Below are 15812 nucleotides of genomic sequence, written 5' to 3'. Positions count from 1 at the left end.
GACAAAAAAATATATACCAAATGGGACTACTAGATTCTGTACTTAAAGTTTTTGTTGGAGACAAATCCAAACAAGACGTTAAGTCCATTATGCCACTCGTTGATCAGATTAAGACTTTTGAAACAGCCTTAGAAGCTTTATCTCATGACGAATTAAGAGCAAAAACTACTGATTTTAAAACAACTATTGAAGCTGCTCGTAAGCCATTCAATGAGCAAATCGATGAGCTCAATGCCAAAGCAGAAGCCACAGAAGATATCGATGAGCGCGAAGATATTTATCAAGAAATAGATCGCATTAAAGACGAAATCTATACGATTACAGAAGAAGTACTTAACGATATCTTACCAGAAGCATTTGCTGTCGTAAAAGAAACTGCAAAACGATTTGTAAATAACACTGAGATTGAAGTTACTGCCAATGCTTTTGACAGAGAAATTTCCGGTGATAATGATTATGTCACGCTTGATGGTGATAAAGCACTTTGGGCAAATTCTTGGGATGCTGCTGGTAAGCCTATTACTTGGGACATGATACATTATGATGTACAGCTTATTGGTGGTATTGCACTACATCAAGGTAAAATTGCCGAGATGCAAACTGGTGAAGGTAAAACACTTGTAGCTACACTGCCAGTATATCTTAATGCATTAGCAGGTCGTGGTGTGCATTTAGTTACTGTAAATGATTATCTCGCAAAGCGCGATAGTGCTTGGATGGCACCAATATTTCAGTTTCACGGCTTAAGTGTAGATTGTATTGACCATCATAGACCAAACTCTGACGAACGTCGTAAAGCCTATAATGCAGATATTACTTACGGAACAAATAACGAATTTGGTTTTGATTATCTCCGCGATAATATGGCACATTCACCCGATGATTTAGTACAGCGGCCGCATCACTATGCTATTGTGGATGAGGTTGACTCTGTATTAATTGATGATGCACGTACACCATTAATTATCTCTGGGCCAATTCCTAAAGGAGATGAGCACGAGTTCAATGAGTTAAAACCTAAAGTAAGTAGTATTGTAGAAACTCAACGTAAATATCTTATTGGTGTTCTAGCTGAAGCTAAAAAACTTATTGCTTCAGGAGACACAAAAGAAGGTGGCTTTCAATTACTTCGGGTCTATAGAGGTATACCAAAAAATAAAGCATTAATTAAGTTTTTAAGTGAAGAAGGTATCAAACAACTACTTCAAAAAACAGAGAACTTTTATATGCAAGATAACAACAGAGAAATGCCAAAGGTTGATGCAGAACTCTATTATGTTATTGATGAAAAAAATAATCAAGTTGAATTATCTGATAAAGGTGTAGAATACCTTTCTGGTAAAGAAGATCCTAATTTCTTTGTGATGCCAGAAATGGGAACTGAAATCGCCAAGATTGAAAACAAAGGACTTGAAAAAGAAGCTGAAGCTGCTGAAAAAGAAGAACTATTCAGAGATTTTTCAGTAAAATCTGAACGTATTCATACGCTAAGTCAACTTTTGAAAGCCTACGCACTTTTCGAAAAAGACACACAGTATGTAGTGATGGACAATAAAGTAATGATTGTCGATGAACAAACTGGTCGTATTATGGACGGTCGTCGCTATAGTGATGGTTTACACCAAGCGATTGAAGCCAAAGAAAATGTAAAAATTGAGGATGCTACACAAACTTTTGCTACTGTAACACTACAAAATTACTTCAGAATGTACCGTAAACTGTCTGGTATGACTGGTACTGCCGTGACCGAAGCTGGTGAGCTTTGGGAAATCTATAAGTTAGATGTTGTCGAAATCCCAACCAACAGACCCATTGCACGTCATGATCGTGAGGATTTAGTTTACAAAACAAAGCGTGAAAAATATAATGCCGTTGTTGATGAAGTGACTAAATTATCACAAGAAGGAAGACCAGTATTAATTGGTACTACTTCTGTAGATATTTCAGAATTATTAGGAAAAATATTAGCGCAACGTAAAGTACCCCATAATGTACTTAATGCAAAACTTCATAAAAAAGAGGCAGATATTGTTGCTGAAGCAGGTAAACCAGGACAAGTAACAATAGCAACTAACATGGCAGGTCGTGGTACGGATATTAAATTAACTGAGGCTGTTAAAGAAGCTGGCGGTTTAGCTATTATTGGTACTGAGCGTCACGATTCTAGACGTGTAGATAGACAACTTAGGGGTCGTTCTGGACGACAAGGTGATCCAGGAAGTTCTCAATTTTATGTGTCTTTAGAAGATAACCTCATGCGATTATTTGGTAGTGAGCGTATTGCTAAGATGATGGACAAAATGGGACTGAAAGAAGGAGAAGTGATTCAGCATAGTATGATTTCTAAGTCTATTGAGCGTGCTCAAAAGAAAGTTGAAGAAAATCAGTTTGGTGTGCGTAAACGGCTCTTAGAGTATGATGATGTTATGAATGCTCAGCGTGAAGTAGTATACAAACGTCGTCGTCATGCCTTACATGGTGAGCGTCTTCGAGTAGATTTGGCTAATATGATTTTTGACACTTCAGAAGTAATTGCTGAAGCAAATAAAGAAGTCAACGATTTTAAGAATTTTGAGTTTGAGTTAATTCGTTTCTTCTCTATGTCTTCTCCAATTTCAGAGGAGGAATTTGCTAAATTAAGTCCACAAGAAATTGCGGGTACAATTTATAAGGAGGCTTTTGCACACTATAGAAACAAAATGCAAAGCGCTGCAGATTTAGCATATCCTGTTATTGAAAATGTATATAAGACACAACGTGATAGATTTAAGCGTATCGTGGTACCATTTACAGATGGTATTAAAACACTGCAAGTAGTAACAAATCTTGAAAAGGCATACGAAACAAAGGGAACGCAGCTTATTAACGATTTCGAGAAAAACATTACGCTTGCAATTGTTGATGATGCTTGGAAGACACATTTACGCAAAATGGATGAGTTAAAGCAATCTGTACAGTTAGCTGTACACGAGCAAAAAGACCCATTATTAATTTATAAGTTTGAAGCTTTTGAATTGTTTAAGAGCATGATTGACCAAGTCAATAAAGATGTAATATCATTTTTATTTAAAGGAGAAATCCCACAAGAAACTGCAAATACAATACAAGAAGCAAAAACACGTAAACGCGAAAAAACTCAAGAGCAAAAAGAAGAAATCCAAAATATGGATGAACGCGCAGCTCAAAGTAGAGCTGTAGGTGCAGGCGCTTCACGTCAGCAACAAGTTGTAGAAACTATAGTTAGAGAACAACCAAAAATTGGACGTAATGACCGCGTTACAATTAAGCACGTGATGAGCGGTGAAAGTAAAGTGGTGAAATACAAACAAGCCATTCCGTTAATAGAAAAAGGTGAATGGGTTTTGGTGAATGAATAACCAAAACAACAAGCTACTAAACTAAATCGCATTATGAGGTGCTATAGTTTTTTATTTATATAATTCAGAAGGTGAAAAAAATATTTTTTTGCACATATATGTGCTTAGCATTTAATACATTATTTAGTCAGAATCCGGAAGATATTTTAACAAATCTCAATTTCCCAACTTCATTGACTATAATCGGAGACGATTTATATTTTTCCCAAATAGATGGTTCGATTAATAAAATTGATATAACTGAATCTAATCCAAATATTTCATCTGTTGCGACAGGGTTTAGTACTATATTGGCATTGGCTAATGATGGAAGTAGTCTTTATATTACTGAAAATGGTGCTGGCGAAATTTCAAGTTATAATTTGAATGACTCTTCGTCATCTACTTTAATAAATAATTTATCTGACCCAAGAGGTTTGGGAGTTTACCAAAACAAACTTTATTATGCTGAATGGCTGAATGGTACTATTTCTGAAATCAATATATCTAGTCCATCCAGTCCAAATACTATTATATCTTCATCATTGGGTTACACACCTATTTTAATAAATGGTTCAAAATTATATTACAGTAGTCATTTTGAAAATAATATTTCTGTAATCGATTTAGCACAACCTAACCCTGTTCCATCTGTTGTAGTTTCTGTTCCATCAAATTTATTTGGTTTAGCTATGATAGGAGATGAGCTTTTCTTCTCTCAAGAATCTGGTAAAGTTTCAAAAATTGATGTAACTGAGAATAGCCCTGCAATTGAAGATGTAATTACAGATTTAGGGTCTAACAACCCATACGGCATGGTTTCTTCGGGTGATGATCTGTATGTTGCATTAAGCACTACTGGTAAAATAATTCGTTATTCAACAAATAATAATTTAAGTACTACTGAATTTGAAAGCACTGATAATGTTTTAGTGTACCCAAACCCAGTTAATAATAAATTAATTATTGAAAGTTCTGATACCATTAGTAAAGTAATAGTTATTAACCAAATTGGACAAAGAGTTATAACTAGCAATACTTCAGAAATTAACTTAAGTACTCTAGAAAATGGTTTTTACATGTTAATTATACATAACGAATTCGGTTCAATAACTAAAAAAATATTTAAAAATTAGGCTATAAAGTCTTGAAATTATAATCTGAGATATAGCTTAAAGTAAAGTAGTAAAATACAAACAAGACATTCCGTTAATAGAAAAAGGTGAATGGGTATTGGTAAACGACTAAAACTATTCAATACTAAATTTAGGCCTTACAGTTAATAACTGTAAGGTTTTTTTTATTATATATTTTGGTAAATGCCTATTTATTAATAAATTAGACTCAACCAAATCCTAATCTCATGAAAAAAAACTACCTTTTACTATTATGCTTATTATTGACTTTTTTTGCTAATTCTCAAGGAACTGAAACCTTTGATAATGAAGCAGCAGGCTCAAGTTCGTTTAGCGAAAACGGAACGACTTTTAATATAACTAGTTCAACAGGAGAAGATTACGATGTGTTTGAAGACGGATTTTCTCCAAATAACAGCGGCATACCTATATCTAGTGATCAATGCGCTGGCTGTGGTTGGAACAGTTTACTAATGTCTGCAGATCAAAAGTTTGTAGATTTAACAGGTACAGGAAACGATAATGGCGATGGAAACGGTAGTAGCTTTACTGTTAGCACGTCCACAGGTGATGATGTAACCATTAAATCGCTTTATCTATTTTGTTCTACAGGTGGATTTGTAGCTCACTCTGGTACATTAACGATTACAGGAAGAAGCAATGGCAGCACAGTATATAGTTTTACATTTTCAGGAACTTATGCCAACCCTGTTACGTTTTCTCCCAACAATGGATTTACATTCATAGATTTAGCTACTGCTGATGTCACGGATTGGAGCAATACTAATGTTGATGAAATTACATTTACATCCACAGGTAATTTAGACTATATGGCTTTGGATTCTTTCACTTGGGGTCAAGAGGTGTTCTCAACAAATGATTTTGAAATTCAAAACAGACCAAGATTATATCCTAATCCGTCAACTGCTGAAATTACAATCAAAAATTTAAACGGTCCAACAAACTATACTATAGTTGATATTTTAGGTAAAACTGTTAAAAATGGTGAAATTAGCCCTAACGAATATGTTGATATTTCTAAATTAAAAACAGGCGTTTACCTTATTAATTTGAATGGATATAGCACATTAAGATTGGTGAAAAACTAAGCCAAATTTGATATTAAAGCCAACTAATTAAAAAATCCTAATGAGAACCATTAGGATTTTTTATTACCTTAATGTCTCAAACTAAATCAATCATTATGAAAAATATATTAGCAACTATTGTTGGGCTTATTGTTGCATCACTTTCAGTTTATGTTTTCGAGTCGCTTATTGGGCATAACCTTTTTCCTTTGCCAGAAGGTGCCAATCCTATGGATATGGAATGGATAAAAAACAACATGGACAAAATTCCTATTGGCTCTAAAGTTTTTGTTGTCATTGCACATTTTGTAGGCATTGTAATAGGTATGTTTGTAGCTGCAAAAATTTCTAAAACAAGTATGATTCCGTCTTACATTGTAGGTATCTTCATGTTATTGGCTACACTTTTTAATATTATCATGTTACCAAAAGAGCTATGGTTTACCTTATCTGACGGTATTCTTACCATCATTGGTTTTGTAATAGGAAAATCATTAGCACAAAAACAAATAACAACAGCATCATGAAGTATCTATTTGTAATTCTATTATTCGTCTCAGTCAACGTCAACTTGTCTTATGGACAAACAAAAGAAAATCTCATTGAAATAAATAAAACATGGGCGCAATTTTGTGAAGCCTTTAAAACACTCGACGCGTCCATATTAAAAACAATTCATACCAAAGACTTGATACGAATTTCTGGAGGAAACCGAATCGTGAGTTATGAAAATTACATGTCTAATTACGAAAAGTCATTTGCACGACTTAAAGCATCGGAGCAAACTAATCGTATTGAGCTACGCTTTTTTGAACGTATCAATAACGCTAATACGGCTAGCGAACGTGGCATATACAAACTCACAAGGAATAAAGGTACTGATGATGAAAAAAGCTATTATGGGCAATTTCATGTGATATTTAAAAATAGTAATGGCCAATGGTTAATTGCTATGGATTACGATTCATCAGAGTTTAATACTATCGGAGCAGACGATTTTGAAAAAGCTCATGATATCAATGATTTAGATAAGTTTTTGAATTAACATTTAAAAACCAAAAACGTATTTCAATGAATGTAATTGACTTTTTAGACAAAATTAATACACATACAAAGGCAATCTATGAAAACGAGATTGAACAAGTTAATGATAATGGCAAAATTATAAATTGGTTACTTGGTTTAGCTGGTGGTGCTTTAATTTTTAGTTTCAATAAATACAGTGAAATTGATAGTAGTGATTTTCCAATAATAATGACTCAAGCTTTACTGTTTTTCACTATTATACTTGTTGGCTATTTACATAGGGTTAAAACAAAGGTTTTTAAAGATCACACAATTGCACTTATCAGAATGTTTGATTTTTTGAAAATTGAATTTGAACTTGTTCCTGATGAAATAGAAAATGAACTTAAGACTGAAAAGTTAGATACTATATTTGATAATTATCTTAATGGAGAGTACATCGCTGAAGAGGAAAAAGAAGCATTTGAAAAAATCTCTAATGATCAATCAAGTAGTTATAAAGCCACTAAATTTCTGACTATTACCTCTATAATTTTATTGGTATTAGAATTTGGATGTTTTTTTGCTATTATTCTATAACTTAAACCTAACCTTCCAAAAATAACTCAGGATTAGGGCAATTACTTTTGTAATACTCCAAGTATTGTTGGCTACACACACGAGGATAGTCGCCTTGGTAATCTTCACTATCAAAAATGATTTGATAACGATCAAGATGTTAATGATTTAGATTTGTTTTTGTGCTAATTTTATTAAAAAATAGACGACTTTTGCTGAGCCTATAATTTATAACTAAAAAATATGAAAAAAATAACTTCATTGGTCATTATTATACTATTCACATGTATCAGTAAACTAACTGCTCAAGCAACAACAGTAACTAATACAGCAGGTACACCAATATCGATTTTAATTGAAGGAAATGAATTATTTATAGTAGAATCATCTACAGATAACATTACTAAAATAGACATCACTGATACAAACCCAACACCTGTGGTTGTAAGCACTGTTTGTAACATCCCTGCAGGGTTATCAATAAGGTCAAACGAATTATTTATTTCATGCACTGGAGGAAGTATTCAAAAAATAGACTTAAGTGCACCATTTCCACCTTCTACTATAACTGATGTGGTTTCTTCTGGTTTGGGAAATGTCACAGAATCAGTCTTAATGGGCAATGATTTATACTTTATTCAATTAAATGGTAAAATCTCTAAAGTTGATGTCACTTTAGTCACTCCGGTTGTCATTGATCTAATAACAGGACTCCCGAGTAATGGGTTAGGTATTATTATTGATGGAGATGATTTGTATTTTTCTACATTTTCCGGAGAAATAAATAAACTCGATTTAAGTGCTGTAGATCCTTCATCCACATTAACAACAATTATATCTAGTTTGAACTTTCCTGCTGGTATGGCCATAAAAGAGGATTACTTATATTTTGCTGAAGCTGGAAATGGAAAAATCTCAAGGATAAATATCAGCCAAATCAATCCAACACCACAAGAAATTGTTTCTGGTCTTATGCAACCACGAGATATTTTAATTAATGATAATGACTTATTTATCAGTGATTTCAATTCAAATGAAATTTTGAAATTTGATCTTAACACACTTTCTATCAATGAAAATGAAATTAATAACAGAATTGTTTTACATCCAAATCCATCTGGTAATCTACTTCAAATTTCTGGATTAACTAAAATCGAGAGCTACAAAGTATATGATTCGTTAGGTAAAGAGGTTATGAATGGAACTTTATATCCAAATAAAAAAGTGGATATTCAAAATCTAACTAAAGGCTTATATTTCTTAAAGATTGAAGATAGGGATATAGTCAAATTCATCAAACAATAGAAAAGTCCTATGACCTAATTTAAGGTTTTTAAAACTTAAACCAAACCTTCCAAAAATAACCGAGGATTAGGGCAATTACTTTTGTAATACTCCAAGTCTTGTAGGCTACACACGCCAGGATAGTCGCCTTGGTAATCTTCAATCTTAAAAATGATTTGCAAATGTAAATGTGGTGGATAATCGCCATTGACTTCTGCCGTACCTAAAGTTGCTATTTGCTGGCCTTTTGTAATTGGCTCTCCTACCCTTTTTCCGCTTAAAGATTTCAAACTTAAATGTCCATAAAGTGTATAAAATTCAAAACCGTCGATATGATGTTTTAAAATTAGTGTTGGGCCATAATCACCAAAGTTGTTATTGTCTTTAAAGCTATGCAATACTCCATCTAATGGTGCATAAATTGGTGCATCGGCTTCAATCCATAAATCTAAGCCCAGATGAATATTACGTTCGGTTGTTGCAACTTGCTTATTAAAGTGACTACTACGGTTATAAATACCTCGTTCTTCGAGATAACCACCATAAGCAACCTTGGCATTATGTGCTTTAATATGATTCCAGATGAATCGCTCTAAATCACTAGAAGACGATACATCTACAGCTTTTAATTCATGATTAGTAACAGATAAATCCAAGGGTACAAAATCGAGTTTGGAAAATGAGGTACCTAAAACCGGGAAAGGACTTAGAGATTTTAATGTTGTTGGAAGCTTAGAAATGGCCACAAATAAAAATTTCCATAAAAATAAAATCTATTTTACGGAAACAGTTCTAAAATAATAGATATTAATATCTATTTAACAGTAAATAAAAAAGTAGTGTTTTATCTCATATTAATTAGTTGTTAAGCTACTGAATTTAGCATTAACTATAATAGACTTTCCAGAATTACCGTTAACTGTTTTCGATGTTGTGTACTCATTATTAAACTTAGAACGCTCACCCCTAAACATTAAGTTATAATCTACATTAGGCAAATTCACTAAGGCTTCACTATTTTCTAGAATTATATTTAAGTTATTAAACGCATCTGCAATATTGTGTATGGTTAACTCTCCAAAGCTTCCATCAATGATATTGTTACCCGATAAATAATCGATATTAATATTTGATGAGTTAGAGTTAAGTGTTAGGCTCTGAACATTTTTTAAAAGTGCATCATCTACATATTTAAGACTTAATGTACCGTTTTTCCAATCGTTTATTAATACATTAGAATACGCCATATTGATGGAAGTGTTACTTCCATCAATACTTTGCGCTAATAAACTAGAGTGAGACATTTTGCCTTGAGCATTATGCAAAACTGAACCCACTTTTAATTCACCATGTCTTACATTAAGCTTTAATTTAGCTTTTTTAGGCATTCTTATTTTAATCACTCGTTTTACTTTGCTATTTGCACCTCTTTCTAGACGCTTAGCAAAAAGTGACTCACGCTCTGCTAACATTTTTTCTCTTTTAGCTCTAGCTTCTTTGCGCCTTACTTCAGATTTTGCTCTAACTTCTGCACGCTTTTCCATAGCTTCAGCTCTTCTTTCCATAGCTTCCGCACGTCTCTCCATTTGTCTTCCAAAACGCTCGCCCCATGCTTCCATTTTTTCAGCCCATTCTTCACCGAATTTTTCTCCAAATTCTTCGCCCCATTTTTCCATGTCTTTTCCGAACTTTTCGCCGAATTCTTCACCCCATTTTTCCATGTCTTTAGCCCATTTACCTTCAAAGCGCTTTCCGTATTCTTCACCCCATTTTTTCATTTTTTCTTGGTAACCAGACTCTGCAAAACGCTTTGCCCAAGCTTCCATACGCTCCTGTAATTCTTTACCACCTTCCTTTTCGTATTTTTTACTCCATTCTTCCAGGTACTTTTCACCTTCTTCTTGGTATCTATCGTAGTCAAAAGAAATAGATTTGATACCTTCAGGAAGCTCTGGAAGCTCAGGAAATTCTGGCATCTCAGGCATTTCTGGTAGTTCAGGAAAATTTCCTAATCTAGACATGTCCGGTAATACAATTACCTCAGGAATCTCTGGCATGTCGGCTAAATTCAATTCTAACTCCTGTAGGATATCATTATAGTCGCTACTTCCATTAGCTACAAACAAACCCGGAAATCTACCAGCACCTTCAGATGATATAACTACTTCATCCATTGAAGCATCTACATTTAGGTTCCATGATTTTAAGGCTTCTTTTAATTCTTCTTCAGAAAGTTTACTACTTTCAATATAAGCTTCGACCTCAACTTCGTCTTTAGACCATGTATCGACTTCTATCTCCACATAATTGGTGTTAAGGTCAACAACAACATCACTATTTACTTTGATGGATTGGGATGTTTTGTTTAATTTTTTTTGTGAGAAACCAGCTGTGGTGATGAAGCACAACATTAAGATTTTAATGGTTTTACTAACAGCAATTCTTTTGCTGCTCTCGTGTTCGTGATTTTTTCTTAAAAAATTCATTTTGTTTGGTTTTTAAACTGTTCGTTTTTTGATTTATGTTTAGGTTTAATTAGATACTCTCTTGTTCTAGGACTGAATCACTAAACTCTTGCAGCTTTTCTTTTAACTGCATCACAAGATTTAGTCTTAGTTTAAGGTTATTGATTAAGGCGTCTAGTGTATCTTCATTAGGGCCATTTTCGTTCAACTCTATGGTAAGGTTATCGTACTCTGCATTTAATTCTTTTAACCTTTCGATGTAACCATCAACCAACTCTTTATTATTTGGCGTCAATTTTACTTTCGACAACTCAAGATTAATACTAGCTAAGTAGAAATCCTCTACCTTTTTCAAATCTGGAGAAATATCTCCCATAGATTTTATTTTATTAGTTGTCACAACTTCTGGAGTAGACTCTATCGGATCTATTGTTGGATTAAAGTATTTTATTGCTCCATAGGTTAATCCTAATAACACAATAGTACTCGCTGCTATATTCAAAAATCTAAAACGATTAGATCTAGCGCTTTCCACTTGTGGTAAAGCCTCGTCAAGTTTTTGTAAAAAACGTGCTTCATGACCTTCAGACATTTTTACAGTCTCATCCTTTGGTTGATTTTTAAATAAATCTTTAAGATTCTGTCCCATTTCTTTCTCGATTTAATAAGGCTTTCAATTTTATTTTTCCTCTCGATAATTGTGTTCGAGATGCGACTTCAGATATATTTAATATCTCCGAAATTTCTTGGTGGTCGTAACCTTCAATTAAATACAGCATCACTACATACTTATACTTCTCTGGCAGTTGCTGTATCGCAATTTTTACATCCGAGACGCTAACCTCAGCAGTTACAGACCAATCATCATTGTAATTATCATCAACAACTTTAAGCTGAACGTCCTCTAAGTCTACAAGCCTTTGTTTTTTAGACTTTAAAAGATCAATGCTCTTATTAATGACAATACGCTTTAACCAAGCTCCAAAAGTGACTTCCGCTTTATATTGTTCTAGTTTTGTGAATGCTTTTATAAACGATTCTTGAACAACATCCTCAGCTTCCATAGTGTTTTTTACAAAACGTTGCGCTACCACAAGCATGCCATTACAGTATTGGTTGTATACTTTTAGCTGTGCTTTTCTGTCGTTTTGTTTACACTTTTCAATAATGTCTACTTGAAACATCCTTGGTTAGTTTTGGTTGTTTGTTTGATTGGTTTGTTCTAAAGACGATACAAAAAAATGAGTGTGGCAAAAAATTAAAAAAAAATTCAAAATATTTTATTTGTATTAAAGTTATCTTACTAGTTGTACTAATTTAGGGATTTCAATTATCTTTAGTTTTTAAAATATTACGCATTACATTTTATGTTGAAACGCATTCTAATTTTTCTGTCTGTTGTAGCTCTTGCATTGTTATTGTATTCGGTTTTTGTCGAAAATATTTTTTCTCCGAGATTAAGTCCTAAAGATTCTGCAGCTATTACGCTTAATGATTTAAAATTAAAGGTAGAATACAATAGACCATCAAAACGTGAGCGTGATATATTTGGAGCTTTAGTACCCTACAATAAGGTATGGCGAACTGGCGCCAATGAAGCCACCACGTTTTCAACAAATAAAAACTTAGTTATTCAAGGTATGTTATTGCCAGAAGGAAATTATACGTTGTGGACAGTTCCGATGGAAGCATCTTGGAAGGTAATGTTCAACTCCAAACAGTATCAATGGGGTGTTAATGAAAAGATGGAACCAATGTGGGATCCTAATTATGATGTTATGGAGTTAGAAGTTCCGTCAGATTCACTTGACAGTACTGTCGAAAAATTCACCATTGCTTTTGATAATACCACAGGTGAGCTAAAACTCACCTTGGCTTGGGACACCACTAAAATAGAAGTACCAATCTCTAGAGCTATTTCTGAAGCTGATAGCAATTAACAATTAGACAGTTTGGCCAAAGAGAAAAAACATAAAGCTTCTGCACTTCAAGAAAAAGAAGGTATAAAAGCACCTGAAGCTTTTAATGCTGCTTCTGCTAAAGCCTTAAAATCTAAACGCAAAAAACAACTCAATATATCTGATTTGGTTAGTGGCATTACCAAAGGCAATATCACTGATTTAAGTAGAGCTATTACGCTTGTAGAGAGCACAAATCCTAACCATAAAAAGCAGGCAAACGATATAATTACCGCATGCCTTCCGTACGCAAATAATTCAGTTAGAGTTGGGATTACTGGTGTTCCGGGTGTTGGCAAAAGTACATTTATTGAGGCTTTAGGCAAACATCTTACTGAGCAACACAAAAAAGTAGCTGTATTGGCTGTTGACCCAAGTAGTACCTTAAGTAAAGGTAGTATTTTAGGAGATAAAACCCGAATGGAAGATCTGGTAAAGAACACCAATGCTTTTATTAGACCTTCGCCTTCTGGTGATTCTTTAGGAGGCGTTGCTCGTAAGACTCGAGAAACTATTATTCTATGTGAAGCAGCAGGTTTTGACACCATTTTAATTGAAACTGTTGGTGTAGGACAAAGCGAGACTGCTGTGCACAGCATGGTAGATTTCTTTTTACTCTTGAAACTTGCTGGAGCTGGCGATGAGCTTCAAGGCATTAAACGTGGTATTATTGAAATGGCGGATGCTATCGTTATTAATAAAGCCGATGGTGATAATAAAAAAGCGGCTAAATCTGCAAAACTAGAGTTTAATAGAGCATTGCATTTGTATCCTGAAAAAGATTCGAGTTGGACCCCAAAAACAGCTTTATGTAGTGCATTGCACAATGAAGGCATTTCCGAAATTTGGGATATGGTTAAGGCATATATTGCGCTTACAAAAGCCAATTCATATTTTGAAAATCATAGAACTGAACAAAACAAATTCTGGTTACTTCAAACTATTGAAGACCGCTTAAAATCTGATTTCTATAATTCTGAAACTATCAAAGGTGCATTAAAAATGCAGTTAGAGTTAATTGAATCAGGAAAAACTACACCTTTTGCTGCTGCAGAGTATTTACTTAATATCTATTCTCTATGAAAGACACTTCTGGTTATAATCAACATGCGAAAAGTAATGGGAATTATGTTGGCTATTGGTGTTTTGTAGTTGCAGCTATTGTAAAAATAAAAGACTTAGATGACAGTAGTTTTAAAAATAGTAAATATTACCCTAAGGATATGTTAAGTATAATTTCGTCATAATGAAGGTTTTCGTATTTAGACATTGGAGTTGGATATTAATTATAGTAGTCTTAAGTTGTAAGTCAATTGAATTAAAAAATGATAAGAATAATAATTTTCAAGGAAAAATAATATTTGAGATTACAACTATAATTGAAAATGAAGAACGTTTTGATAAAGAATTAAATTCTTTTATTAAAAAAGAAGATTCTTTGTATAAAATTAATCATCCCAATGATATTATGGGCTCTATAGCTTCGACTCTGAGATTAGAACTAGACCCGAGAGAAAACCCAAGTCGTTTTAATACATATTATTTTCCTCAGAAGTCTGTTTATTCTTTTACGGATACTTTGATTACTTATAATTTTTCAAAATTTAAGGTTGAAATAAATAAATCAACAAATTATTATAAGCGATATGATATCAGGACTAATGAAGTAACTGAAGTTAAAAAATATTTATTTTATAATCCTCAAAAAACTTATAAGGAGACAATTTATAAGGATAGTATTAAAAACATAAATGGTTTTAATTGCTATAAAGTTCTTATATCTGAAGAATCAAATGATGGTAATTTTATAGATTACAAAGAAATGTTTGTAACGGAAAAGATTAATTCACCTTATCATCCTGTTCGAATTAGAATGGAATTACTAGAAAAATATTATCCTTTAGAAATAAAGATATATTCAGATTTTCTTAAAGATAAGTTTACTTACTTTAAGGTAAAACTTATTGAAAAAAGCATACCCTAATAAATATCTCCTTAAATACAATTCTCCTTATACCAATTCACCTGTGCTTCAACACTTTGTAGTAATGTTGTTTGTGGGTTGTAACCTAACAGCTTTCTAGCTTTATTGATATTTGCTCTGGTGCGCAATTGGTCGCCTTTACGCTTTGGTTTTATTTTAAGGGTAATGGATTTACCAATCACTCTTTCTACAGCTTCAATTCCTTGCTGGGTTGTATATTCGGCTTCGGTACCTAGGTTTATAATTTCGTTATTAACAGTTGTCTCTTTACCAATTACACTAACAATACCGTCAATAATATCACCAACATACGTAAAGCTACGCAGGTGTTTTTCGCTACCTTCAAATAATGGGAAAGGTTCTCCTTTTAACCCTAAATCTATAAGCTTAGTATACATTTTTTCAGGACGTTCTCTTGGTCCAATAACAGAGTACAATCGTAAGGAACACGCTTTAAAAATTGATGCTTCGCTTTGTTCTAAAACAAGTTGTTCTGCTTTGTGTTTTGTAACACCATAATCTGATGCAGGCTTGGGTGTAACATCTTCAGAAAAAGTCGCCTCCAACCCATAAATAGACGATGTAGCAATATTAACAAATAGTTTTAGTTGTTCATTTTTTTTAGCAAAGTCTATTAAATGTTCAGTGCCTATAACATTATTTGCATAATAATCTTGGTACGTAGCAGTTTTAGATAAACCTGGTTGCGCTGCAAAATGAAAGATATAATCAAAGTCAGTATCTAAGTCTTTAATTGATGAAGTATCTCTTAAATCTAAAGTGATAATTTTTCCGCCTTTGGCAATTACTGCATCTGCATTTTTAGTTTTTAGATTAATATCGTAATAATCGGAGAAATTGTCTATACCATAAACTGAGTGTCCCATAGCCAAAAGTCGCTCGGCACAATGCGAACCAATAAATCCAGCTATTCCAGTTACTAATATCTTCATGAGG

16 protein-coding genes are annotated in these 15812 nt (G+C 33.3%); 11 read left to right on the top strand and 5 right to left on the bottom strand.

Annotated features, from left to right (window positions below):
- The first annotated feature begins 20 nt into the window (after positions 1-20).
- The 7 genes from secA (at position 21) to ED556_RS05390 (ending at position 8469) form a co-directional block, all read left to right on the top strand.
- On the top strand, positions 21-3377 hold the full coding sequence (gene secA, locus ED556_RS05420; protein WP_296320384.1) for a preprotein translocase subunit SecA: 3357 nt from the start codon (positions 21-23) through the stop codon (positions 3375-3377).
- A 71-nt stretch (positions 3378-3448) separates the two neighbouring features.
- Positions 3449-4492 (top strand): T9SS type A sorting domain-containing protein, encoded by a 1044-nt coding sequence (locus ED556_RS05415; RefSeq protein WP_296320382.1) that lies wholly within the window; start codon positions 3449-3451, stop codon positions 4490-4492.
- A 227-nt stretch (positions 4493-4719) separates the two neighbouring features.
- On the top strand, positions 4720-5601 hold the full coding sequence (locus tag ED556_RS05410; protein WP_296320379.1) for a T9SS type A sorting domain-containing protein: 882 nt from the start codon (positions 4720-4722) through the stop codon (positions 5599-5601).
- A 95-nt stretch (positions 5602-5696) separates the two neighbouring features.
- Complete coding sequence (locus tag ED556_RS05405) at positions 5697-6107, top strand: hypothetical protein (RefSeq protein ID WP_296320377.1); 411 nt, start codon at positions 5697-5699, stop codon at positions 6105-6107.
- Complete coding sequence (locus tag ED556_RS05400; protein ID WP_296320374.1) at positions 6104-6625, top strand: nuclear transport factor 2 family protein; 522 nt, start codon at positions 6104-6106, stop codon at positions 6623-6625. The genes ED556_RS05405 and ED556_RS05400 overlap by 4 nt, the downstream gene beginning before the upstream one ends.
- 26 nt (positions 6626-6651) lie before the next feature.
- Positions 6652-7185, top strand: coding sequence for a hypothetical protein (locus ED556_RS05395; protein WP_296320372.1), 534 nt, complete (start codon positions 6652-6654; stop codon positions 7183-7185).
- Between the two features lie 222 nt (positions 7186-7407).
- Positions 7408-8469, top strand: a complete 1062-nt coding sequence (locus ED556_RS05390; RefSeq protein WP_296320369.1) for a T9SS type A sorting domain-containing protein — start codon at positions 7408-7410, stop codon at positions 8467-8469.
- A gap of 35 nt (positions 8470-8504) precedes the next feature.
- Here the strand turns inward: ED556_RS05390 and ED556_RS05385 are convergent, their stop codons facing one another.
- The 4 genes from ED556_RS05385 to ED556_RS05370 all read right to left on the bottom strand — a co-directional run bounded on the left by ED556_RS05385 (position 8505) and on the right by ED556_RS05370 (position 12097).
- Positions 8505-9194: a peptidoglycan DD-metalloendopeptidase family protein gene (locus tag ED556_RS05385; protein WP_366663741.1), complete on the bottom strand. Its 690-nt coding sequence runs from the start codon at positions 9192-9194 to the stop codon at positions 8505-8507.
- A 108-nt stretch (positions 9195-9302) separates the two neighbouring features.
- Entirely contained in the window at positions 9303-10934 is a 1632-nt protein-coding gene (locus ED556_RS05380) for a hypothetical protein (RefSeq protein WP_296320367.1), read from the bottom strand.
- Between the two features lie 49 nt (positions 10935-10983).
- Positions 10984-11562: a hypothetical protein gene (locus ED556_RS05375; protein ID WP_296320365.1), complete on the bottom strand. Its 579-nt coding sequence runs from the start codon at positions 11560-11562 to the stop codon at positions 10984-10986.
- The gene (locus ED556_RS05370; RefSeq protein ID WP_296320363.1) at positions 11546-12097 is read right to left on the bottom strand and encodes an RNA polymerase sigma factor; all 552 of its coding nucleotides are present in this window, start codon (positions 12095-12097) and stop codon (positions 11546-11548) included. The genes ED556_RS05375 and ED556_RS05370 overlap by 17 nt, the downstream gene beginning before the upstream one ends.
- Before the next feature lie 183 nt (positions 12098-12280).
- Between ED556_RS05370 and ED556_RS05365 the strand changes: the two genes are divergently transcribed.
- Genes ED556_RS05365 through ED556_RS05350 form a run of 4 tightly spaced genes read left to right on the top strand, consistent with a single transcriptional unit; the run spans position 12281 to position 14855 of the window.
- Entirely contained in the window at positions 12281-12853 is a 573-nt protein-coding gene (locus ED556_RS05365) for a DUF2911 domain-containing protein (RefSeq protein ID WP_296320362.1), read from the top strand.
- Between the two features lie 12 nt (positions 12854-12865).
- Positions 12866-13954, top strand: coding sequence for a methylmalonyl Co-A mutase-associated GTPase MeaB (gene meaB / locus ED556_RS05360; RefSeq protein ID WP_296320358.1), 1089 nt, complete (start codon positions 12866-12868; stop codon positions 13952-13954).
- The gene (locus ED556_RS05355; RefSeq protein WP_296320353.1) at positions 13951-14118 is read left to right on the top strand and encodes a PoNe immunity protein domain-containing protein; all 168 of its coding nucleotides are present in this window, start codon (positions 13951-13953) and stop codon (positions 14116-14118) included. Before meaB ends, ED556_RS05355 begins: the two co-directional genes overlap by 4 nt.
- Positions 14118-14855 carry a hypothetical protein gene (locus ED556_RS05350; RefSeq protein WP_296320350.1) on the top strand — a complete coding sequence of 246 codons (738 nt, stop codon included), beginning with the start codon at positions 14118-14120 and terminating at the stop codon, positions 14853-14855. Before ED556_RS05355 ends, ED556_RS05350 begins: the two co-directional genes overlap by 1 nt.
- An 11-nt stretch (positions 14856-14866) precedes the next feature.
- On the opposite strand, the gene ED556_RS05345 is transcribed toward ED556_RS05350, so the two are convergent.
- Positions 14867-15808, bottom strand: coding sequence for an NAD(P)-dependent oxidoreductase (locus ED556_RS05345; protein ID WP_296320347.1), 942 nt, complete (start codon positions 15806-15808; stop codon positions 14867-14869).
- Positions 15809-15812 lie beyond the last annotated feature (4 nt).

It is taken from the genome of Winogradskyella sp. (genome assembly GCF_003712105.1).
Taxonomy (GTDB): Bacteria; Bacteroidota; Bacteroidia; order Flavobacteriales; family Flavobacteriaceae; genus Winogradskyella.
Note: the sequence above shows the minus strand (reverse complement) of the source record. Positions and strands in the feature narration are given on the sequence as shown.

Excerpts from the sequence above, each read along its gene's own strand:
- secA (WP_296320384.1), top strand. The coding sequence starts at position 21 with ATGGGACTACTAGATTCTGTACTTAAAGTTTTTGTTGGAGACAAATCC.
- ED556_RS05410 (WP_296320379.1), top strand. The coding sequence starts at position 4,720 with ATGAAAAAAAACTACCTTTTACTATTATGCTTATTATTGACTTTTTTT.
- ED556_RS05405 (WP_296320377.1), top strand. The coding sequence starts at position 5,697 with ATGAAAAATATATTAGCAACTATTGTTGGGCTTATTGTTGCATCACTT.
- ED556_RS05400 (WP_296320374.1), top strand. The coding sequence starts at position 6,104 with ATGAAGTATCTATTTGTAATTCTATTATTCGTCTCAGTCAACGTCAAC.
- ED556_RS05395 (WP_296320372.1), top strand. The coding sequence starts at position 6,652 with ATGAATGTAATTGACTTTTTAGACAAAATTAATACACATACAAAGGCA.
- ED556_RS05390 (WP_296320369.1), top strand. The coding sequence starts at position 7,408 with ATGAAAAAAATAACTTCATTGGTCATTATTATACTATTCACATGTATC.
- ED556_RS05380 (WP_296320367.1), bottom strand. The coding sequence starts at position 10,934 with ATGAATTTTTTAAGAAAAAATCACGAACACGAGAGCAGCAAAAGAATT.
- ED556_RS05375 (WP_296320365.1), bottom strand. The coding sequence starts at position 11,562 with ATGGGACAGAATCTTAAAGATTTATTTAAAAATCAACCAAAGGATGAG.
- ED556_RS05370 (WP_296320363.1), bottom strand. The coding sequence starts at position 12,097 with ATGTTTCAAGTAGACATTATTGAAAAGTGTAAACAAAACGACAGAAAA.
- ED556_RS05365 (WP_296320362.1), top strand. The coding sequence starts at position 12,281 with ATGTTGAAACGCATTCTAATTTTTCTGTCTGTTGTAGCTCTTGCATTG.
- ED556_RS05355 (WP_296320353.1), top strand. The coding sequence starts at position 13,951 with ATGAAAGACACTTCTGGTTATAATCAACATGCGAAAAGTAATGGGAAT.
- ED556_RS05350 (WP_296320350.1), top strand. The coding sequence starts at position 14,118 with ATGAAGGTTTTCGTATTTAGACATTGGAGTTGGATATTAATTATAGTA.
- ED556_RS05345 (WP_296320347.1), bottom strand. The coding sequence starts at position 15,808 with ATGAAGATATTAGTAACTGGAATAGCTGGATTTATTGGTTCGCATTGT.